This window comes from Corallococcus sp. CA041A, from assembly GCF_003612075.1.
GTDB classification, from domain to species: Bacteria; Myxococcota; Myxococcia; order Myxococcales; family Myxococcaceae; genus Corallococcus; species Corallococcus exiguus.
This window is the reverse complement of the sequence record NZ_RAWF01000007.1, coordinates 58,215-78,606: the sequence shown is the minus strand read 5'-3', so window position 1 is coordinate 78,606 and position 20,392 is coordinate 58,215. Positions and strand designations below refer to the sequence as shown.

Annotated in this window: 16 protein-coding genes; 13 read left to right on the top strand and 3 right to left on the bottom strand. The window is 70.0% G+C overall.

The window, feature by feature from the left end; genetic code table 11:
• Positions 1-89 precede the first annotated feature (89 nt).
• From D7V77_RS02420 to D7V77_RS02395, 6 genes are all read left to right on the top strand, one after another.
• Positions 90-440 (top strand): YciI family protein, encoded by a 351-nt coding sequence (locus D7V77_RS02420; RefSeq protein WP_120574657.1) that lies wholly within the window; start codon positions 90-92, stop codon positions 438-440.
• 4 nt (positions 441-444) lie between these two features.
• The gene (locus D7V77_RS02415) at positions 445-1,683 is read left to right on the top strand and encodes an RNA polymerase sigma factor (RefSeq protein WP_158624276.1); all 1,239 of its coding nucleotides are present in this window, start codon (positions 445-447) and stop codon (positions 1,681-1,683) included.
• Positions 1,684-1,730: 47 nt separating this feature from the next.
• A complete protein-coding gene (locus tag D7V77_RS02410) occupies positions 1,731-3,056 on the top strand; it encodes a hypothetical protein (RefSeq protein WP_120574655.1) in 1,326 nt (441 codons plus the stop codon).
• 373 nt (positions 3,057-3,429) lie between these two features.
• On the top strand, positions 3,430-4,830 hold the full coding sequence (locus D7V77_RS02405; RefSeq protein WP_120574654.1) for a DUF2380 domain-containing protein: 1,401 nt from the start codon (positions 3,430-3,432) through the stop codon (positions 4,828-4,830).
• Positions 4,827-5,297 (top strand): NUDIX hydrolase, encoded by a 471-nt coding sequence (locus D7V77_RS02400; RefSeq protein WP_120574653.1) that lies wholly within the window; start codon positions 4,827-4,829, stop codon positions 5,295-5,297. The genes D7V77_RS02405 and D7V77_RS02400 overlap by 4 nt, the downstream gene beginning before the upstream one ends.
• A gap of 53 nt (positions 5,298-5,350) precedes the next feature.
• On the top strand, positions 5,351-5,821 hold the full coding sequence (locus D7V77_RS02395) for an NUDIX hydrolase (RefSeq protein ID WP_120574652.1): 471 nt from the start codon (positions 5,351-5,353) through the stop codon (positions 5,819-5,821).
• On the opposite strand, the gene gor is transcribed toward D7V77_RS02395, so the two are convergent.
• Positions 5,822-7,252, bottom strand: coding sequence for a glutathione-disulfide reductase (gene gor, locus D7V77_RS02390; RefSeq protein WP_120574651.1), 1,431 nt, complete (start codon positions 7,250-7,252; stop codon positions 5,822-5,824).
• Positions 7,253-7,443: 191 nt separating this feature from the next.
• Between gor and D7V77_RS02385 the strand changes: the two genes are divergently transcribed.
• On the top strand, positions 7,444-10,992 hold the full coding sequence (locus tag D7V77_RS02385; RefSeq protein ID WP_120574650.1) for a serine/threonine-protein kinase: 3,549 nt from the start codon (positions 7,444-7,446) through the stop codon (positions 10,990-10,992).
• 7 nt (positions 10,993-10,999) lie between these two features.
• On the top strand, positions 11,000-11,863 hold the full coding sequence (locus D7V77_RS02380; protein WP_199733722.1) for a class I SAM-dependent methyltransferase: 864 nt from the start codon (positions 11,000-11,002) through the stop codon (positions 11,861-11,863).
• Here the strand turns inward: D7V77_RS02380 and D7V77_RS02375 are convergent.
• Entirely contained in the window at positions 11,853-12,710 is an 858-nt protein-coding gene (locus D7V77_RS02375) for an SDR family NAD(P)-dependent oxidoreductase (protein WP_233596616.1), read from the bottom strand. The genes D7V77_RS02380 and D7V77_RS02375 overlap by 11 nt on opposite strands.
• A gap of 90 nt (positions 12,711-12,800) precedes the next feature.
• Between D7V77_RS02375 and D7V77_RS02370 the strand changes: the two genes are divergently transcribed.
• Positions 12,801-14,918 carry an SEL1-like repeat protein gene (locus D7V77_RS02370; protein WP_120574648.1) on the top strand — a complete coding sequence of 706 codons (2,118 nt, stop codon included), beginning with the start codon at positions 12,801-12,803 and terminating at the stop codon, positions 14,916-14,918.
• A gap of 64 nt (positions 14,919-14,982) precedes the next feature.
• On the top strand, positions 14,983-15,630 hold the full coding sequence (locus D7V77_RS02365) for a DUF2378 family protein (RefSeq protein ID WP_233596614.1): 648 nt from the start codon (positions 14,983-14,985) through the stop codon (positions 15,628-15,630).
• 12 nt (positions 15,631-15,642) lie between these two features.
• Here D7V77_RS02365 and D7V77_RS02360 read toward each other — a convergent pair whose 3' ends face one another.
• Positions 15,643-17,907: a hypothetical protein gene (locus D7V77_RS02360; protein WP_120574646.1), complete on the bottom strand. Its 2,265-nt coding sequence runs from the start codon at positions 17,905-17,907 to the stop codon at positions 15,643-15,645.
• 220 nt (positions 17,908-18,127) lie between these two features.
• On the opposite strand from D7V77_RS02360, the gene D7V77_RS02355 reads away from it, so the two are divergent.
• From D7V77_RS02355 to D7V77_RS02345, 3 genes are all read left to right on the top strand, one after another.
• Positions 18,128-18,670, top strand: a complete 543-nt coding sequence (locus D7V77_RS02355) for a DUF2378 family protein (RefSeq protein ID WP_120574667.1) — start codon at positions 18,128-18,130, stop codon at positions 18,668-18,670.
• A 61-nt stretch (positions 18,671-18,731) separates the two neighbouring features.
• Complete coding sequence (locus D7V77_RS02350; protein WP_120574645.1) at positions 18,732-19,880, top strand: ImmA/IrrE family metallo-endopeptidase; 1,149 nt, start codon at positions 18,732-18,734, stop codon at positions 19,878-19,880.
• A complete protein-coding gene (locus D7V77_RS02345) occupies positions 19,877-20,392 on the top strand; it encodes a hypothetical protein (RefSeq protein ID WP_120574644.1) in 516 nt (171 codons plus the stop codon). The genes D7V77_RS02350 and D7V77_RS02345 overlap by 4 nt, the downstream gene beginning before the upstream one ends.

Genomic DNA, 20,392 nt, shown 5'->3' with positions numbered 1-20,392 from the left:
CAGGGTGGTGAGGTAGGCATGTCGATCTCCGGCGACGTGGGCCGTCTTTTTCGGCGAAACCCCCAACTGTCTCCCGAAAGGTCCGTCCCATGGCCCGCTACCTGATGCTGCTGCACGAGAACCCCGCCCACTTCGCCGCCATGTCCCCCGCCGAGTTGCAGGCCATCGTGGAGGAGTACGCCCGGTGGAGTGACGGGCTGCTCCAGGAGGGGCGCCTGCTCCAGGGCGAGAAGCTGCGCGACGAGGGCGGCCGGCGCCTGAAGCAGCAGGGCGGACAGTTGCTCGTGTCGGACGGGCCGTACGCGGAGGTGAAGGACGTGGTGGGCGGCCTCTTCATCCTGTCCGCGGATTCGTATGACGCCGCAGTGGCCCTGGCCCGGACGTGTCCGCACCTGCGCTACGGCGGTGAGGTCGAGCTTCGCGCCATCGAAGAGGTCTGACGGCGTGTCCTCCGTGACGCAGGCGCTGGAGTTGGCGTTCCGCGAGTGGTCCGCGGGGCTCGTCGCGGCCCTGGCCCGGCGCGTGGGGCTGGGGCGGTTGGACCTGGCGGAGGACTCGGTGCAGTTCGCCATGCTCCAGGCGGCGCGGACGTGGGGCTTCCACGGCATCCCGGAGCAGCCTCGCGCGTGGCTGCTGCGCGTGGCGCTGAACCGGCTGACGGACCTCTTGCGGCAGCGCGCGCCGGAGGTGCCGGAGGACTCGGAATCCGTGGAGGAGGCCACGCCGACGGAGGAGCCCACGCGCTTCGTGGCGGAGCTTCCGGATGATGCGCTGCGGTTGCTGTTCGCGTGCTGTCATCCGGCGCTCTCCCGCGAGATGCAGGTGACCCTCACGCTGAAGGTGGCGTGTGGCTTCTCCGTGCGCGAGGTCGCCGCCGCGTTGCTCGCGGACGAGCCCACCGTGGCGCAGCGCCTGGTGCGCGCGAAGCGGACACTGCGCGCCTGTCGAGCCACGCTGGAGGTGCCTTCTCCCGAGGCGCTACCGGAGCGGCTGGGCGCGGTGCACGCCGCGCTCTACCTGCTCTTCAACGAGGGCTACGAAGCCTCCGAGGGCCATGACCTGTCTCGCGCGGAGCTGTGCTTGGAGGCGCTGCGCCTGGCGGAGGTGTTGCTGTCGCACGCGGGGACCGCGACGCCGGAGGGCCATGCACTGGCGGCGCTGTTCTGCTTCCGCACCGCGGGGCTTCCGGGCCGCGTGGATGCGCGGGGCGCGTTCGTGCCGCAGGAGGCGCGAACCGGGACGGAGTCTTCGCCCCTCTTGATGTCTCGAGGGCTCTGGCACCTGCGCGCTTCCATGGGGACGGTACTGACGCCGCTGCACCTGGAGGCGGAGATCGCCTTCGTGCATGCGAAGACGTCCACACCGGGGCCCGAGGACAGCGCTCGGTTGCTGCGGTTGTACGACGCGCTACTGGCTCTCAAGCCGTCGCCCATCGTCGCGCTGGGACGCGTGGTGGCGCTGTCGCGCGTGCGCGGGCCGGCCGAGGCGCTGGAGGCGTTGGGGCCGTTGCGCTCGGAGGCCGTGCTGCGGCGGTATCCGTACCGCTTCGCCGTGGAGGGCATGCTGCTGGAGCAGGTAGGGGCGCGGGGGAGGGCGGCGGATTGCTTCCGTCAGGCCGCGGCGCTGGCGCGGACGCCTCCGCAACGTGAGTACCTGCTCTCCCGGGCCCGAGCCTGTGAGTAGGAAGCCGCGTGCTACCGTCCCGCTCCGTCGAGACACCGGGAGCGGACATGGCGTTGAGCACGTCGGCGGACTTCAAGTCGGATCTGGGGATGGATCCCCGTCACCTGCTGCCCCTCGTGTCGCGACTGGATGATTTCATCCGGCCGTTCTGCGCCGCGCTCGATGCGTTCCATGCGGACTGGAGTGGTTGGGGCAAGGCCTCGTACTTCTTGACGGGCAAGCAGACGTGGGTGGACGCGAAGCTGAAGGCGCTCGATACGGCGGAGCATCTGCTGTACCGGCTCTGCGACGTGGAGCAGGAGCGGCTCGCGCATTCCACGGCGTCGCGGCTGCTGTTGATGCAGCTCCTGGTGGAGATCCAGGAAGCGCACATCGAGATGGTGGACTACGTCCACGTGAACAACCTGAAGCTCTACACACCGGACCGCGGGACGCTGGGGACCGCCGCGTTGAACCAGCTGGACGCGGACTGGAATGCGCTGCGCAACGGCACGGGCGCGGTGAAGCTGCCCACCGGTGCGCAATACGCGCGCGGCAACCGCGAGGTGCGCGCCATCCACGCCCGGTTGCTGTCCCGTGCGCATGGCCGGGAGTTGATGCGGTGGATTCTCAGGGACACGGAGGCGGATCCGGAGTGGCCGGTGACGCTGGTGTTGACCCAGGCCTTCACGCCCTCCTCCAACTTCCGGCAGAAGGTGGTGGTCAACAAGCAGCGGCTGCAGGCGACCTCTGATGAACTCAAGCGCCTGGAGGCCGAATACGAAGGGATGACCCAGGAGCTGTCCCGCATCGAGGAATCCGCGCGGCGAGGCAATGAGCCGTGGGGCGAACTGCGCAGCCGCCTGGCGTCGACGTCCAGGCCCTACGCCGAGCTGGCCGAGGCACGTGACGCGCTAAGCCCGCGCATGGGCGCGATGGAGGTGGAGATCGGCTGGTACGACGAGGACGGCCACGGCGAGGATTACCTGCTGAGCGAACCCGCGCCGGGGCTCGCGGGCAAGCGCCCCAGCGGGGGACGCGGCTCACAGCTCAGCCTGCGCTCGGGACTGCGTGACAGCACGCAGCGCAACTACTCCCGCGACCAGCACCCCATCCCCGCGCCGGCGTTCATCGTGTACGGGCACGAGCTCATCCACATCCTGCAGAACCGCTACCCCACGCGGATGGTGTTGCAGCCCCAGCCGTACACGAACGTGCACGCGAAGCACGGCTACAGCAACACCACGGAGCACGAGACCATCCGCGCGCTGCGCAAGGTCCGCACGGCGGAGCACCTGCCCTTCTACGAGAACCAGCTTCGTGACGAGCACCAGCTCACGAAGCGCAAGCACCACACGGGCACATCGGCTTTCGAGCTGGGCGAGACGGACTAAAGGGGCTGCCATGGCCTCCAGTTACCGGGAACAGTGGAAGGACCTGTGGCGGCGCGACCGTCTGGTGCTCGTGGGGTTCCTGCTCTTTCCGCTCGTCCCTGTCGTGGGATGGGCCCTGCAGGGGCTTCCAGGAGGAAGGCGAATCCTGTTTGCCTTCGTGCTGGGGTCGATGCTGTTCACCATTACTGCATCGATTCGAGCGGGGGCTTTCCGATGTCCCCGCTGTCGAGAGCGGTTCTTTCTCGACGGGAACTACAGGAACTCCTTCACACGGAAGTGCCTGCGCTGTGGTCTTCCGAAGTGGGCCGACCAGGGCTGAGCGTCAGACGCGTATCCTTTGCTGCCCTCGCTAGGGCATTCCTGGGAGGCGCGTATGAGAATGATGTTGCTGATGCTGGTCGTAGTGCTGCTGGCTACGGGATGTGCCTCCTCGCCGCGTCCGCGGAACTTGAGCTACGCGCCGAGTGGAACGTCCGTCTTCTCTGGACCGGAGCAACGGTCGCTGCGCCGTCAGGGCGTACGTGACAGCGATGCACTGACGCGTGATGCAGTCCTCGCGGGCATTGCCGACGTGAAGGGCTCCCTGGGCGGCGTTGAAGCCGCGCTCTCCAAGCTGGCGGACCGTCCACCGCCCCTCGTGGGATGGAGCCTCAACGGTGTCTTCACCCGCTACCTCGACCATGGCTCCAGTCAGGTGAAGTGGATGAAGGGTTCGCTCGGGAGTGCCACCGCGCTGACACGCGTGGCTTCGGATGTGGGGAACTCGGACATGGAGCAGGGGCTCCTGCGGATGACGGGGCCGAAGCTCCAGGCGGCCCTGTTCGGCAGCCTGCTGCTGGCCACCTGGGTGGACTTCCTCCACCTCGCGGATGCGGTGCTCCAGAATTGTCCGACGTGCAGTGTCGAGAAGCTCTTCGTCGACCTGCATCGAGTGCAGGAGTTGATGGAGCCTGTTCTCGCGGACCTCGCCTCCCAGGACCCGGAGCGGGTGGAGGCGGCGGCGATTGCGATGCCGGAGTTGATGGGGAAGCTGACCCGTGAATTCGACGCGATTCATCGGGAGGCCCGCGCGAGTATGAAGCTCGGTGGGCAGGTCCTCGCGGCGGTGCGGGCGGTGGAGATGGTCGCCATGATTTCCACGCTGAAGGTGTCGCTGCCGCGGCTGCCTCCCTCAGCGCCTGCGTCGCTGGGCGTGGGCTTCGTGATGAGCTCGGGCGGAGTGATGACGGGCTCGCGGCTGGTGGTCTCCGCCGAGTGGGTGGAGATGATGCGGAGGCTCGTAAGGGCGGGCGTCATCTCCGTTCCTGCTGTCAGCTCCGCCGTCCTCATCCATGGCGGACAGGTGCTGATGGCGCAGGCGCCTCGGGACCTGCCCAAGGGCGTGCGCGATGCGTTGGGGGACAGTCCTGAGGTGCGCGGCATGCACGAAACCGGCAGGGCAGGGGCGGGCATGTCCGATGCCCCGAAGCATCATGTGCTGCCTCAAGAGCACCGTGAATGGTTCGAGCGGCGCGGATTCAAGGGCGACATGGACATCGACAAATTCTGTGTCCGGATGGAGCAGGCCCACCACGAGGCGATTCATGGCGGCGGTAACTGGGGAATGGGCCGCGAGTGGCCCGGCGAATGGAACCGAATGATCATGCTGGCACTCAACAAGGCTGAGAGCGAGACAGGGCGGATGTTGACGCGAAATGAGATCCTGCGGATCGTCGCAAGAAACATGAGAAATCATAAGATCCCGATGAACTTCGTTCCTGGGAGAAGGAGATGAGCGGGGACCGTTCTTGGGAGGGCAATTGGAAGGCTCGGCTGTTCGAGAGGGTCCGCGAGCGTGGTTTCAGCTCATTGACGGCCTTTGCCGAGGCGCGACCTGCCGTCCCGCTGTACCTCCTCGCCGAGGAGCTCGGGAAGGATGACATCGCCGGGATCCAGGTGTTGAGAGAGCTGCTCGACGAAGCGAAGCGTCGCAAGCAAGTCACACGCTTTGCTCGTGATGTGCTCGTGCGCGAATTGTCTGAAGGACTTCCTGACGGTTGGCCGACCACGATGGACGACGAAAACCGCTTCCAGGTCGCCCAGGCACTCGGCTGCTGGTACGGGCACATTCCAGAGACCCACCTGGAGCGTGCCGATCAGCTCATGGCCGCGCTTCGCGCCAACCCACCCCCAGCGGGCTGGCGCCCTCTAGGCCCTGACGATGAACTTCTCCGGACACTCATGCCTGACAAGGAAGCCTGAGCGGGAGCCGCGAACTTTCAAGCTGGTGAGCGAAGTGTTTGGAGAGCTGACCGATGACCGATGGACGCCCATGGCAGGGCAATTGGCGAGTCCGCTTGTACGAGCGGGTCCGCGAGCGCGGTTACGATTCTCTCACTGCCTTTGCCGAGGCACGTCCTACAGCCTCATTGGTTGCGCTGGCCAGGGAGTTGGGGCCTGACGACATCGCCGGAGCGCAGGTCTTCAGCGGACTGGCAGCCGAAGCAGAGCGCAGTCATCGGGTTACGCGCTTGGTGCGCGGGCAACTCGTGCGCGAACTTTGGAGGAGCCTGCCCGACGGCTGGCCTGCAGTGCTGGATGACGCCAATCGTTTCAAGGTCGCCAAGGCACTTGGCTTGTGGGCCGGCTTCACCCCAGAAACCCACAAGGAGAGCATGAGGCGGGCCGGTGACGCGCTTCTCGCCAACCCTCCGCCTCCCGGCTGGCGTCCCCTGGGCCCTGACGACGAGCTGCTCCGCATGCTCCTCCCCGACGAAGAGGCGTGACTACTTACGAGTGTCCCCCGGAGGCGTGGCCACCACCTCTCGCCCCAGCTCCAGCAGCGTGGCGCTCTCGGACGGATCCGGGCGCTTGTCGCGCAGCGTGACGAACTCCTCCGCCGCAGTGGGGTGGATGCCCACCGTGGCATCGAGCTGCTTCTTCGTCACGCCGCACTTCAGCGCCACCGCGAGCCCCTGGATGATCTCCGGCGCATCCGCTCCCACCATGTGGAAGCCCAGCACGCGCTCCGTGCCTCGCTCCACCACCACCTTCATCATCGACCGCTCATCCCGGCCCGTCAGCGTGTGCTTCATGGGCCGGAAGCTGGAGACGTAGACATCCACCTTTCCGTGGCGCTCCATCGCCTCGCGCTCCGTGAGCCCCACCGTGCCCACGGGCGGCTGGCTGAAGACCGCGGACGGGACGTTCTCGTGGTCCATCGTCACCGGGTTGTTCCGGTACAGCGTCTCCACCATCGCTCGGCCCTCCGCGATGGCCACTGGCGTGAGGTTGAGCCGGTCCGTCACGTCCCCCACCGCGTAGATGCTCTCCACCGATGAGCGCGACTGCGCGTCCACCACGACCGCGCCGCGCTCATTCAGCTTCACGCCCGCCTCCTCCAGGCCCAGGCCCTGCGTGTTGGGGATGCGGCCGGTGGAGTACAGCACCGCGTCCACCTCCAGCGTGTCCCCCATGCGCGTCAGCAGGCTGAGCGTGCCGTCCTCTCGCTTCTCGATGTCCTGGACGAACGTCTCCGGGCGGATGTCCACGCCCTTCTTGCGCATCTCCTGCGTCAGCGCCGCTCGGATGTCGTTGTCGAAGCCTCGCAGCACCGTGTCGCCGCGAATCAGCATCGTCACCTTCGCGCCCAGCGCCGCGAAGATGCCCGCGAACTCCACTCCGATGTAGCCGCCTCCCACCACCGCCACCCGGCGCGGCAGCGTGGGCAACTCCAGCGCCTGCTCGGATGTGAGCGCGTGCTCGATGCCCGTCACCTCCGGCAGGTAGGGCCGCCCGCCCGTGGCCACCAGGATGCGCTCCGCCGTGTAGCGCTTGCCCGCGACCTCCACCGTGTGCGCGTCCACCACCCGGCCCCGGCCCTCCACCAGCGTCACGCCCGCGTCGCGCAGCAGCCGCCCGTAGATGCCCGTCAGCCGGTCCAGCTCCTTCGCCTTCACCGTCTGGAGCTTCTTCCAGTCCAGCGCGGGGCTGTTCACCGTCCAGCCGTAGCCGGCCGCGTCCTCCATGTCGTAGCGGTAGTGCGCCGCGTACACGAGCAGCTTCTTGGGCACGCACCCGCGCAGCACGCACGTGCCGCCCACGCGCCCCTCCTCGCAGATGGCCACCTTCGCCCCGGAGGCCCCCGCTCGCCGGCTGGCCGCCACGCCGCCCGACCCCGCGCCCAATGTGAACAAGTCGAAGTCGTAGCCCGCCATCCGGTGTCCTCCCTGCATCAAGAAATGGTGTTTCCACTCTCCGGAGGGAAGGAGCCCTGCCGGGCCCTGCCCGCCGGGCTGCTCCCCAGGGTCCGAAGCGCCTACTGCTTCGGCTGCCCCGGACGCATTCAATCCCCCTCCCGCACGAGAAGGGGGGATATCCTCATCCGTACGTAGGGCGGCTCCCCCTCATGTCTCACCCCCCCTCCTGTCAGACCTCCCCCCGGGCGGATGCCCCGGACATCGACACGTCTCCGGGCATGGATCCGGAAGTCGTGGGGCGCCGGTACCGCATCCTCGACCTGCTGGGGCGCGGCGGCGCGGGCACCGTGTGGCGCGCGCAGGACGGCCTGTCCGGGCCGGTGGCCCTCAAGCGGCTGCACAAGACGGTGGCGGACCTGGCGCGGCGGCCCGGCCGGGGCACCCCTTCCGCCTTCGCCACGCAGGGCATGGCGCTGTCGCTGGCCCATGAGTTCCAGACGCTGGTGTCGCTGCGCCACCCGCACGTCATCCGCGTGCTGGACTACGGCTTCGACGCCGAGGGCCGCCCCTACCTGGCCATGGACCTGCTGGAGGACGCGCGCACGCTGGTGGAGGCCGGCACGGACGCGCCCCTCGCGACGCAGGTGGGGCTGCTCATCCAGACGCTCCAGGCGCTCGCGTACCTGCACCGGCGCGGCATCATCCACCGCGACCTGAAGCCCGGGAACGTGCTGGTGGTGCGCGGCCAGGTGAAGGTGCTGGACTTCGGCCTGGCCGTGGGCCGCGACCAGCAAGGCCGCCGCGCGCAGCCCGCGGGCACCCCCGGCTACCTGGCCCCGGAGCTCTTCGAGGACCAGCCCCCTTCCGAGCTGACCGACCTGTTCGGCTTCGGCGCCATGGCGTGCCAGATGTTCTTCGGCCGGCTGCCCCACGCGGGCCAGGTGTTCGCCACGCCGGGCTTCCCGCCCGCGCTCAAGGCCCTGCTGGAGCAGCTGGTGGCGCCGGAAGCCCACCGCCGGCCGCGCGACGCGGAGGCCGTCATCACCGCGCTGAGCGACGCCGTGGGCCAGCCCCGGCCCGCCGAGTCCGCCGCCACGCGCGAGAGCTTCCTCCAGTCCGCGCGCTTCGTGGGCCGCGTGGCGGAGCGCGAACACCTGACGGACGTGCTCGACGCGGCGATGGCGGGCCAGGGCGGCGCGTGGCTCATCGGCGGCGAGAGCGGCGTGGGCAAGTCGCGCCTCCTGGAGGAGGTGCGCTCGCTGGCGCTGGTGCGCGGCGCGATGGTGCTGCGTGGCCAGGCGGTGGACACCGGCGGCGTGCCCTACCAGGAGTGGCGCGCGGTGCTGCGCTGGCTGCCCATGCTCACGGAGCTCTCCGACCGTGAGGCGCGCGTGCTCCGGTCGCTGGTGCCGGACCTGGACGCGCTGCTGGGCCGCGAGGTGCCCGCCGCGCCGGAGCTGGACGCGGACATGGCGCAGCTGCGCCTGCACCAGACGGTGGAGGACCTCTTCGCCCGCCTGTCGCAGCCCACCGTGGTCATCCTGGAGGACCTGCATCAGGCGCACGCCGAATCGCTCCAGCTCCTCGCTCAGCTCGCGGCGAGGTCGCCGGGGCTGCCGCTGCTGTTGCTCGTGAGCTTCCGCGACGACGAGTCCCCGCAGTTGCCGGAGCACCTGCCCGGCACTCGCGTGCTGCGGCTGCAACGGCTGAACGCGGAGGAGATCGCCCAGCTGGGCGAGTCCATGCTGGGCGCCGTCGGCCGCCGGCCCGACGTGGTGTCGCTGTTGCGCCGCGAGTCGGAGGGCAATCCGTTCCTGCTGGTGGAGGTGGTGCGCGCGCTCGCGGAGGACGCGGGGGGCCTGGACCGGCTGGGCGCCGTCGCGCTGCCCCAGCGCGTGTGGGCGGGTGGCATGCGCGCGCTGGTGCAGCGCCGGCTGGAGAAGGTGCCTCGGGCGGCGCGGGAGCTGCTGGACGTGGCGGCGCTGCTGGGCCGGGAGCTGGACCTGGCGGTGCTGGAGCGGGCCGCGCCCGGCGTGGACGTGGAGGCGTGGCTCACCGACTGCGCGGCGGCGGCGGTGCTGGACGTGGCCGACGGCCGCTGGCGCTTCGCTCACGACAAGCTGCGCGAAAGGTTGCTGGAGGACCTGTCCCCGACGCTCCGCCCCGCGCTCCACCGGCGCGCGGCCCTGGCGCTGGAGTCGGCCCACCCCACGGGCCACGCCGCCGCGCTGTCGTACCACTGGGGGCAGGCAGGGGACGCGGCCCGCGAATCGCGCCACGCGCGGATCGCGGGCGAGGAGGCGCTGGCGGTGGGTGCGTGCCGGGAAGCGGTGCCGCTGCTCTCGCGGGCGCTGGCGGTCGCGCCCCAGGCCACGCCGTTGGAGCAGGGCCGCGTGGAGGCACTGCTGGCGGAGGCGCGCTTCCAGCTGGGAGACCTGGAGGCCTTCCGCGTGCACGCGGAGTCGGCGCTCGCGCACTTCGGATGGCGTGTGCCCTCGTCGCGCGTGGCGTGGGTGCTGGGCACGCTGACGCAGGCGCTGTCTCGGCTGGCGCAGAGCGCCCGTCCAGATGCGTACGTGGATGATTCCAGGCGGCGCCGGGAGTCGCGGCGGGTGGCGGGCCGGCTGCTGATGCGGCTCACCGACGCGTTCATCTACGCGCAGGAAGCGCTGCCGGTGCTCTGGAGCGGCCTGCGCATGCTCAACCTGTGCGAGCCCGCGGGGCCCACGCCGGAGCTGGCGCGCGGCTACACGGTGATGGCGGTGGTGGCGGGCACGGTGCCGGTGCACCGCGTGGCGGACGCGTGGGTGAAGCGGGCGCAGGAGGTGGCCGAAAGCGTGGGCCGCCCGGCGGACCTGGCCTACGTGCTCAACCGCAACGCGGTGTGCGCGGTGTACCAGGCGCGCTGGCAGGACGTGGAGACGTGGCTTTCGCGAGCGACGGCCATCGTGGACTCGGTGGGGGACCTGCGGCTGGCGGAGGAGTGCCGCGCGCTGCTCACCGTGTCCGCCATGTACCGCGGCCAGTTCGCGCGGGGCCTGCCGCTGATGGACTGGCTGGAGGCGTCCGCGGTGCGCCGGGGCTCGGCGCAGACGCAGCACTGGGCCCAGCATTACCGCGCGCACATGCTGCTGCGGCTGGGCGAACACGCTCGGGCCCGCGTGGCGCTGGAGCCGGCGCTCGCGTGGACGGAGGCGCACGGCGGCGCCACCGACCGCATCATCGTGGACGGCACGCTGGCGCTCTTGTGCCTGCGCGAGGGCGACACGGCGGGTGCTCGCGCGGCGGCGGAGAAGGCGCTGGTGCGGCTGTCCGCGGGCAAGCCGGTGGCGCACTTCGTCTACTTCGGCGCGACGGCGGTGGCGGAGGTGCTGCTCACCCTCCTGGCGCGCGAGACGCCAGGGCCCGGATTGCAGGCGCTCACGCACAGCGCGCGGTCCGCGCTCCAGGAGGTGGAGCGCTTCGCGCGGGTGTTCCCCTTCGGCGAGCCCTCCGCGTGGCTGTGGCGCGGCTGCGAGGCGTGGCTCGCGGGCAAGCACCGCAAGGCCTTCCGCGCGTGGAAGCGCTGCCTCGCGGAGTCGGACGCGCGGGGCATGCCCTACGAGGCGGCGCGCGCTCGGCTGGAGTGGGCGCGGCACCTGCCCGCGGACGACGCGGAGCGCGCGGAGTTGCTGCGGCGCGCGGCGGAGGATTTCACCCGGCTGGGGGCGCGCGAGGACCTGTCGCGGACCCTGGCCGAACAAGGGACGGCAGGGTGACGAAGCGATGATGTGGCTGCGGGACGTGGCGTTGCTGGCATGCCTGGATTGCCGGGGCCAACTGGTGTGGCACGGGCAGAGCGAGGACGACCGGCTGGACGAGGGACGTCTTCTCTGCGGTAGCTGCGGCGAGACGTGGGAGGTGGCGGACGGGCTCGCCCGGCTGTACCGCGAGGACCGCGTGCAGGGCACGGACCGCCTGATGCGCCATGTCTACGACGGGCTCCCCGCGCTGCACGACCCGCTGACGGCGGTGCTGACGCCGCTGTTCCAGTCCGTCTCCGAGTCGCGGATGCGCGACGGGTACATGCGCAGGCTGGAGCTGGGCGCGCTGAAGCCGCGCGACGACGGACAGCCCGTGCGCGTGCTGGAGGTGGGCGTGGGCGCGGGCGCGAACCTGCCTCGCATCCGCGGCGCGCTCCCGCCGGGCCTGCCCGTGGAGGTGTGGGGCCTGGACCTGAGCACCGGCATGCTGGCGCAGTGCGAGAAGCGGCTGCGCAAGGGCCGGGGCGTGAAGGACACGCGGCTGCTGGTGGCGGACGCGCACGCGCTCCCGTTCAGGGACGGTCTGTTCGACCGCGTCTTCCACGTGGGAGGGATTGGGAGCTACCGCCAGCCCGCGGTGGCGCTGCGGGAGATGGCGCGCGTGGCTCGGCCCGGCACTCCGCTGGTGGTGGTGGACGAGCAGCTGGACGCGGCCTTCCGTCCGTCGCTGCTCCAGCGCGCCGCCTTCCGCGCCCTCACGTTCTACACACGCGACGCGAAGAGCCCTCGCGACCTGCTGCCGAGGAACGCCGAAGACGTCATCGAGGAACAGGTGTCACCGTTCTACTACTGCCTCACGTTCCGCGTTCCGGCCGTCACGGGTTGAGCACCAGGTCCAGCAGCTTCAGCGTCATGCCGCCCGTGAAGTCGATGGTGGCGCCGTTGAACCACGCGGCGTCGTCACCCACGAGCACGGTGACGAAGCGGGCCACCTCGTCCAGCGTGCCCATGCGCCCCGCGGGGTTCATGGCCGCGTGGCGCGCTTCCAGCCGGGCCAGCGCCTCCGGCGAGTAGACGTGGCGCAGCGCGGGCGTCATCACCGTGCCGAACTTGAGCAGGTTGACCCGGTGGCCCTTGGGGCCCAGCTCCATGGCCAGGTGGCGCACGTACATCTCCAGCGAGGCCTTGGCGGCGCTGATGAGGCCGGTGTTGCCCAGGTGCGTCTCGTCCAGCGGGTTCTGCAGGCCCAGCAGGCGCGCGTCCGGAGCCAGCAGGTCGCGTTGAACAAGCGCCTGCGTCCAGTACACGAACGAGTGCGCCATGCAGTCGAACGTGCGCTGGATGCGGCGCGGGTGCAGCCGGTCCGGGCCCTCGGAGAGGAAGCGGCCCACGGACGCGCCGGCGATGGCGTGCACGAACAGCTTCACGCTGCGGGGGCCGGTGCGCTGGAGCAGCTCATCCGCGCCGGCCTCGGCGGCTTCGAACGTGGAGGCATCCGCCTGTCGCAGGTGCACTTCACGGCCCGCCTCGCGCACGCGGGTCTCCAGCTCGCGCGCGGTGTCCGGGTAGCGGCCCCGGTGCACGCCGAAGACGTTCAGCCCCGGCTTGCGCGCGACGGCCTCAGCGATGGCCGCGCCCGAGCCGGAAGAGGCACCCAGGATGAGCGCCCACGCCGGGGGAGCACCCTCCGATTCGGCTGGAGGAGATCCGCCTGGGACAGGGGGCTCGTGCATGGTGCTCATCATAGGAATCCACGCGGGGTGGGGCTCGGGAGACGGCAGGGGTCCTCGACGGAAAGGGGAACGGAGTGGAAAGATCCACCCATGCCCTCAGTGAAGTTCCTCTTGGCGTGTCGGGTCCTGCCCGTCCTCGCATTGCTCGCGGCCTGTGCCCATGGCTCCTCGGACGAAACGAAGTCGGAGTCCGAACAGGAGCTCACCACGCTGTACCAGCGCACCTGCGGTGGGAGGCTGGCGCAGGCGTGCTTCGAACAGGCCGAGCGCCTGCGCACGGGCGACGGCGTCACGAAGGACGTCGCTCGCGCGGCGACGCTCCATGAGCTGGGCTGCAACGGCGACGACCTGCGCGCGTGCGTGGCGCTGGGCGAGCTGAAGGAGGAGGGCCGGGGCGTCGCGAAGGACGAGGCGGAAGCGGCGCGCCTGTACGCACGGGGCTGTGAGCGGGACCTGCCGGAGGGCTGCGGCCACCTGGCGCTGCTGTACGGCGAGGGCCGGGGCGTGGCGAAGGACCTCGCGCAGGCGGTGCGCCTCTACGAGCGCGGCTGCGCCGGGGATGACCGGCTGTCGTGCAACAACCTGGGCGTGCTGAAGCTGATGGGCGGCTTCGGCGTCGAGCAGGACGTGGCGGCGGGCATGGGGATGCTGGTGCAGGCGTGCAACCGGAACCTCGGGGTCGCCTGCCTCACGGTGGCGCGCGAGTTCGAGCAGGGCGTGCGTACACGCAAGGACGCGCGGCTCGCGTCCAGCTACTTCCGCATGGCGTGCGGCATGGGCGCGCAGGAGGCGTGCACGTCCGCGAACGCGGCGGTGGTGGCGAAGCCGGAGCCCACGCCCGCCGTCACGCCGGAGGAGGGCGCGAAGCTGGATGGGGTCCGCGCCATGTGTGAGCTGGGCACCGGCGTGGGCCTGGGCATGGCGTGCCACATGATGGGCACCGCGTACGAGAAGGGCGCGGGCGTGGCGGTGAACCCCGGCCGCGCGACGATGTTCTACCAGCGCGCATGCGACCACGAGGTGCCGGAGGCCTGCGGCGACGTGCGGCGCATGCTGGGGCTCACGGCGGACGGCGCGAAGGCCGAAGGCCCGAAGCAGTCCGTGTTGCAGTCGCTCCAACTGGACCCGGCGAAGACCGCTCCGGAGAAGCCGAAGCCGTCCGTGTTGCAGTCGCTCCAACTGGATGCGGGCAAGGTCTCCGCGAACGCGAAGCCCGCGCCGCGAGCCTCCGTCGACCGCTGGAAGGAGGAGTGTCAGGACGGAAAGGGCGAAGGGGATGCGTGCGCCCGGCTGGGGGCGGTGCTGCTGGAGGGGAGCGCCGGGCTCCAGGTGGATGTGAAGCGGGGCATGAAGTTGCTGGAGGACGCATGCCTGAAACGCGCGCCCGCCGCCTGCGTGCGGCTCTGGAGCGTGCTGTCCTCCGGTGATGAGGCTTTGAAGATTGGACCGGCTCCACTCGTGGGACTCGCCTTCCTGGAGACGGGGTGCGAAGCGCGCGACGGCGGCGATGCGTGCAACCTGCTGGGCATGGCCCTGACCAACACCCCCCGCCCGTACGCGAACCTGGGGAAGGGCATTCAGGCCTGGCGCGACGGATGCCTCGGGCATGAGGACACGAACAGCTGTGTGCTGTTCCTCGCCATGACGCGGAAGCTCGCCGCCTCGGGGCCGGAGGCGTTGAGGGCGGACGCGCAAGGCAGCATCCCTGGCATCCAGGCCCATGCCTGCAAGGCGCGCATGAAGGACGCCTGCGAAGCGCTGGGCCAGCCGATGCCGAAGGACGTCCTGCGGGTGCGCCACCTGCGGACGGACTGCGACGCGGGCGACCCGGATGCCTGCGCGGACCTGGCCCTCAAGTACCGTCAGGCCAACGAAGGCAGCCGGTTCGCCACGGTCGAGCGCAACCTCGAGGAAGAGCTCCGGGTGGCAGAGAAGGGGTGCGCCGGTGGCAGCAGCGACGCCTGCTGGCAGCTGGCGAAGCGCTCCAGCGAGGAGAGGGTCGCGGGCGTTCCCCGCGACCTGGAAGCCGCCTTCGCACGCTCGGAGCTGGCCTGCGCCATGAAGTCCGGGGACGCGTGCGAGCTGCTCGCGAAGCTCCTGCGGGAGCACCGGCATCTGGGGGCGGATGCACCGCAGGTCCAGGAGGCCCGGGCGCGGGCCTGCCTGTACTGGCCCGCGTCGTGGCGCGAGAAGCAATGCGCGAAGTAGGCCTCAGTCGCCCCGGAGCTGAAGCCCCGCGGCCACGGGCTTCGTGAAGTTGCGCCGTCCGCTGGTGGAAAGCCCGCTGCACGAAGGGCTGGGTGGGTTGTTCCCGGGTCCGTCCGCGTTTACCGATGGAGGACGCATCCCCAGCGCCGTGGAGAAGGAGCACCCCATCGTGCGTCCTCCAGAGAAGGTCGTGTTCGGCCACACCGTCGAAGGCCTGCTGGTGGCCCTGGAGGGGCATCTGGAAGGCCCGCTCCGGACGCGGTTGAAGGCCGTGGGGCTGGACCTGGACCAGAAGCTGGCGCCCGCCTATCCCCGGGACCAGTGGCACCAGATGTTGCTCCTGGGCGCGCAGGTGCTCTTCCCCCACCACTCCGTCGCGCAGGCGCACTGGCACCTGGGCCAGCGCTTCGTCACGGCCTACTTCGCCACCCGCATCGGCCGCGCGCTCCAGGGCGTGCTGAAGTTCCTGGGCCCCGCGCGCACTCTGGAGCGCACGACGCGCAACATGGCCTCCGGCAACAACTACCTGCACGTGGACGTGCAGCGCCTGGCCGCCACCGAGTACCGGCTGAAGGTGAACGAAGGCGGCATCCACCCGGAGTTCATCGGAGCCCTGTGCCACTTCGGCACGTTGACCACCGGCGTGAAGGGACTCACCACCGTGGTGGAGGGCCGCGACGGGCCCTCCGCGACGTACCGGATGCGCTGGTAGCGGCCCCCGTGCTCAGCCGTGGGAGATGACGAACTCCTGCGCTCCCACGCGCACCTGGAGCAGGCGCTGGATGCCCGACCCCAGCTTCCACCGGATGGCGAGCTGATCCATCCACGCGACGAACGCGGTGACGCGGAAGTCGTCGCAGGCCAGGTCATCCAGGGACGTGAACACCTGCTGCACGGCGGAGGTCGCGTCGTTCTCCGCGATGACGGCTTCCGAGTGGATGGCCTTGTTCAGCGCGATGAGCTTGTCGAGCAGGTCCCTCCAGAACACGTACACCTTCCCGTACGGCTGGCTCCCGATGTCGCCTGCGTAGCGTGAGGACTGCACGAGCACGTCCGAGAACGTGCCCGTCCCGCCGCTCTGCTCCCAGTGCGACGCGACGAAGCCGTCCGGTCCGGCATGGTTCTTCAGGTGCCAGGCCACGCTCGCCTTCGCCCGGTCGAGCGTCCAGTCCTTCGCCCCGTCCTTGAGGTACGCGTCCCAGAGTGGCGTGTAGAGCTCTTCCCGGCGCTGGAGGCTGGTGCGCACGGGCTGGCTGGCCCGGGGCATGGCGCGCGCCAGGGCTCGTGCGAAGGCGTTGCGTTCGAAGGCGGGTTCGGAGCCCAGCTTCGCCAGCAGCCGCCGGAAGCTGGGGTTGTCCACGCGCAGGTCCAGCCGCGTTTCGGTCTTCGTGCCGGCGGGCGCCGCGCGGAAGAGGCGGTCCACCAACGCTGGCGCGTCCTCCGGACGGACCGCGCCCCAGACGGTGGCTGCGTCCACCGCGCGTTGGATGAGCTCCTTCGACAGGCCGTCCTCCACCTGGCTCTGGGCGAAGAAGGAGTATTCGAATTCGTCCGCGCTGGGCGTGAGGCTGAAGCGCGGCATCTGGGCGCTGAAGTCGAGCCCCCAGCGGGAGGTCTTCCCGTACAGCACGCCCGAGCTCGTGTAGCTGCGCGCCCCCAGGAACGCGTAGCGGCGTGGGCCCTGCCGGTGGTCGCGGGACGCGTGCTGGACGACGGCCTTGAGCTTCCGCCGGTCCTCCTGCGAGGCGAAGTTGACGTCGCGCCAGCCCAGGCCCAGGCCCCAGACGCGCTGGGACTCCACGGACTTCATGTGGAAGTAGCGCCGCAGCCAGGCGTCATTCACCCGGTGCTGGATGGAGGCCAGGTCGCCGGAGACGAACGCGCCGTGCGCGCCCGCCAGCTCCTCCACGGGCACCTCCAGCTCCAGGAGCGTCGCGTCCTCGGTGCTGCGCGCGTACTCGTATTCGAAGCCGGCCTTGAGCGTGCCGCTGACCACGCTCTCGACGAAGTCCTTCAGTTCTTCGTACGCGGCCGTCACCGACGCGAGAGTGGCCTCCACCGGCTTGTGGAACCCCAGCTGCTTCAGCAGCGCGGCGGCGACCTGGAGGAGCGCGGGCGTGAGCGAGCCCTGCTCCAGTCCGTCGACGATCTTCAACGCGTCCTGCACCTTCGCGTCCACGGCGCCCAGGATGGAGGCGAGCAGCGGCGACGAGTACCCCAGCGAGACCCCCGCGGATATCTGGGCCGCCGCGGAGTCCGAGGTGGCCTTGCGGACCGACACGCGGAACGGTCCGTCCTTCGGCCGTGAGAAGACGATGCGGAACTCGTCCTGGAGCGACACGGTGCCGCCGATGGACGCGCCCACCTCCGCCTTCAGCTCGAACACCAGCTGCCCGGCCAACCGCTTCGCGAGCGCCCCCACCAGGGACGTGCTGATGGCGGACCAGGAGACCTTCACTCCGGCCTTCAGGGCCACGCGCGTCTGGAACGACAGGGCATCACCGGGTTGGAGTGCCTGCACATCCCCCAGCACGAAGGGCAGGCGCAGGGACTTCGCGTCCGAGCCCAGCGCGGCCTCCAGGATCTGGGTCGCGGCGTGGTGCCGGTAGTCCGCCACCTTCACCTGGAGTGATCCGCCGCCGCTCAACTCGACGAAGGGGAAGTTCCCCTGGCCGTTGGCCTCCGCGCTCAGCTCCGCCGCGTACTTCAGCCAGCACGCGGTCCCGTCCGGGGAGAAGAGGGGCTCCACCGAGGCGCCGTCCAGCTGCTTCGGAGGCACGCCGATGATGCCGTACGCGTCCTTGTCGTTCCGGTCGTTGAAGAGCTCGACGGGGACCTTGAGGGTGCCCGTGAGGGACACCTGGCCTCCCTGGATGGGGATGGCCTTGTTGCCGTTCAGCTCCGCGTGGCCCAGCGCCTGTTCGTGAGCGGCGTGGCCCAGCGCGAGCTTGAGCGTGTTCACCGCGGGAATGTGGATGCTCCAGCTCATGAGACTCCCCCACCTTGGATTGCCTGTGTCCCTGGGACCGCTGAGCAATCATTGACGTGGGGCCTGCCTGGCCGCTTCTGACGGCGGGGAGGTGCGACTGTCCTCACCGCGAAATCGTCATCACCCCGGGGATGTAGGGGTTGTTCACAAGTCGGTGTTCGGACTAACCAGGGGGCACCCAAGCCACGTCATCCCCCGAGCCGTGGCGGAGGAGCCCCTCGTGTCGAACCCCTCGGAGATCGTCTTCGGCCATACGGTCGAAGGTCTGCTGTTGGCCTTGAAGGGCCGGCTGGAAGGCCCGCTGCGCGCGAAGCTGAAGGACGCCGGGCTGGACCTGGACCGGAAGCTGGAGCCCGCGTATCCGAACGCCATCTGGCAGAAGCTCCTGCAGATTGGAGCGACGGAGCTGTTTCCGAACGTGTCCATGAACGAGGCGCAGTGGCTGCTGGGTGAGCGCTTCGTCGTGGGCTACTTCGAGACGAACATGGGCCGCGCGCTGCAAACGGTGCTGAAGCTGCTGGGCCCCGCGCGCGCCCTGGAGCGCACGTCGCGCAACCTGGCCTCCGGCAGCAACTTCCTGCACGTGGAGGTGGAGCGGCTGTCGGACTCGGACTACCGCATCAAGGTGAATGAGGGCGGGACCTACCCGGAGTTCATCGGCTCCATCTGCCACCACGGGACGATGACCACCGGCGTGAAGGGCCTCACCACCGTGGTCGAGTCCCGCCAGGGCCGCGCCGCCATCTACCGCGTGCGCTGGTAGTCACGCGCCGCGTCCAGCGGGTGCCCTTGCCACCTGGGGGGCCCTGCTTGATGCTGAGGTCATGACGCAAGGGCCGCCCACGGATGACGCCTCGGATGCCCTGCGGGAGCTGGGCCGCCGGCTCTCCAGGCGGAGGAAGGAAGCCGGGCTGGAGGTGGAGGCCCTGGCCGCGCGTGCGCGGGTGTCCGCGCATCTCATCCGGACCTTCGAGCTGGGCGAGCAGGCGCTGGGGCTCAGCGCGTTGACCCGGTTGGCCTCGGCGCTGGGACTTGCGCCTACGGCCTTCTTCCACACGTCCGCGCCTGTCGAGCAGGTCCCCGTGGAGCCCGCGGCGCTGCTGAAGGGTGGCGCGGTCAGCGCTTCGCTCTCCGATGTGGATCGGGACTTCCTCCTGGAAGGGCTCCGGCAGGCACGGGCCTTCAGCCTGCTTGGAGCGCTCCGGCAGGTCCCCCGGTTGGCGGAGCAGTTCCCTCCCGAGCCGCCCCCCGCGAAGAACGCCCACCAGGCGGGATATGCGTGCGCCCGGAGGGTCCGAGCCCTGCTGCCGGAGCGTCAGGGCCCGCTGCGCAATCTGGGCCGGCTGATGGAGAGCCATTTCGACGTCCTCGTCCTCCGGCATGCCTTCACGAATCCCGCCGTGCATGGCGTCAGCTGCCGCTCTGGCAATGCCCGCCTCATCGTCATCCATTCGGAGCTGACGCGTGAGCCGGTGCGCCGCTTCGTGCTGGCTCACGAGCTGGCGCATCAGCTCCTCGACCTGTCGGAGAGCGACGTCCAGACGGACGAGGGGCGCTTGGACTCGTCGCGCTTCTGGATGGAGAACCCTCCCGCGGAGAAACGGGCGAATGCGTTCGCCGCCATGCTGCTGGCACCCGAAGAAGCGGTGACGCAGAGCCTGGGGGCCGCGAAGCCGGAGGGCTATGGCCTGAAGGAAGCCCGTGAGCTGGTCATCCGGGCTCGCACGCACTTCGGCCTCAGCTTCGCCGCCATGGCCTGGCACCTCTACAACCTCCGGTACATCCGGGAGCGAGAGACCGTGGAGGCCCTCTTGATGTCCCCGGACGAGACCGTCCTGGAGGGCTTCGAGGACGAAACGCGCTTCACGGGCATCGAACGTCGTGCCCTGGATGCGCACGCCCACGAGTTGATCTCATCGAGCCGGGCTCGCGAGCTGCTCGGACGCCCTGTCGAGGACCTGCTCGCGACATGAGCCGATACGTCGTCGACACCGACGTGCTGGCGAACGTCCAGCGCGCGGGGCATGCCGTCACGCTGGGGGAGTTGGGGACCCTGCCCGTCGTCATCACCGACACGGTCTGGGATGAGTTGACCGTGGGCGCCTCGCTTGCCGGCGCTCCGGAGCGTCTGGTCCAGGAAGCGGAAGCGATGCTCAAGGCCATCGCGGGCGCGCCCACCGTGTTGGTGCCGCAGAGCCCGGAGGCCCAGACGCTGGTCCAGCTCCAGCTGCCGCCGGTGACAGAGGGGATGGGGGAGCACTCGGTGATTGCCTATGCCTGTCACCATCCCGACGCGACGGCGATCCTGCATGACCGACGCGCCCTTCATCGGGGCATCGAGGAGCTTCGCGGACGGGTCCTCTCCCTTCATGGGTTTTTGGACGTGCTTCGTCGGGAGCACGGGCTCGCACTGAAGGCCGCACACCAGATTTCAGAGTGGTACTGCGTCCGGAACAAGCCGCAGCGCCGCCCGCTCTGGTGGTAA

Bases quoted from the DNA above. Each gene is read 5' to 3' on its own strand.
- D7V77_RS02420 (WP_120574657.1), top strand. From the start codon at position 90: ATGGCCCGCTACCTGATGCTGCTGCACGAGAACCCCGCCCACTTCGCC.
- D7V77_RS02410 (WP_120574655.1), top strand. From the start codon at position 1,731: ATGGCGTTGAGCACGTCGGCGGACTTCAAGTCGGATCTGGGGATGGAT.
- D7V77_RS02405 (WP_120574654.1), top strand. From the start codon at position 3,430: ATGAGAATGATGTTGCTGATGCTGGTCGTAGTGCTGCTGGCTACGGGA.
- D7V77_RS02400 (WP_120574653.1), top strand. From the start codon at position 4,827: ATGAGCGGGGACCGTTCTTGGGAGGGCAATTGGAAGGCTCGGCTGTTC.
- D7V77_RS02395 (WP_120574652.1), top strand. From the start codon at position 5,351: ATGACCGATGGACGCCCATGGCAGGGCAATTGGCGAGTCCGCTTGTAC.
- gor (WP_120574651.1), bottom strand. From the start codon at position 7,252: ATGGCGGGCTACGACTTCGACTTGTTCACATTGGGCGCGGGGTCGGGC.
- D7V77_RS02385 (WP_120574650.1), top strand. From the start codon at position 7,444: ATGTCTCACCCCCCCTCCTGTCAGACCTCCCCCCGGGCGGATGCCCCG.
- D7V77_RS02380 (WP_199733722.1), top strand. From the start codon at position 11,000: ATGATGTGGCTGCGGGACGTGGCGTTGCTGGCATGCCTGGATTGCCGG.
- D7V77_RS02375 (WP_233596616.1), bottom strand. From the start codon at position 12,710: ATGCACGAGCCCCCTGTCCCAGGCGGATCTCCTCCAGCCGAATCGGAG.
- D7V77_RS02370 (WP_120574648.1), top strand. From the start codon at position 12,801: ATGCCCTCAGTGAAGTTCCTCTTGGCGTGTCGGGTCCTGCCCGTCCTC.
- D7V77_RS02360 (WP_120574646.1), bottom strand. From the start codon at position 17,907: ATGAGCTGGAGCATCCACATTCCCGCGGTGAACACGCTCAAGCTCGCG.
- D7V77_RS02350 (WP_120574645.1), top strand. From the start codon at position 18,732: ATGACGCAAGGGCCGCCCACGGATGACGCCTCGGATGCCCTGCGGGAG.
- D7V77_RS02345 (WP_120574644.1), top strand. From the start codon at position 19,877: ATGAGCCGATACGTCGTCGACACCGACGTGCTGGCGAACGTCCAGCGC.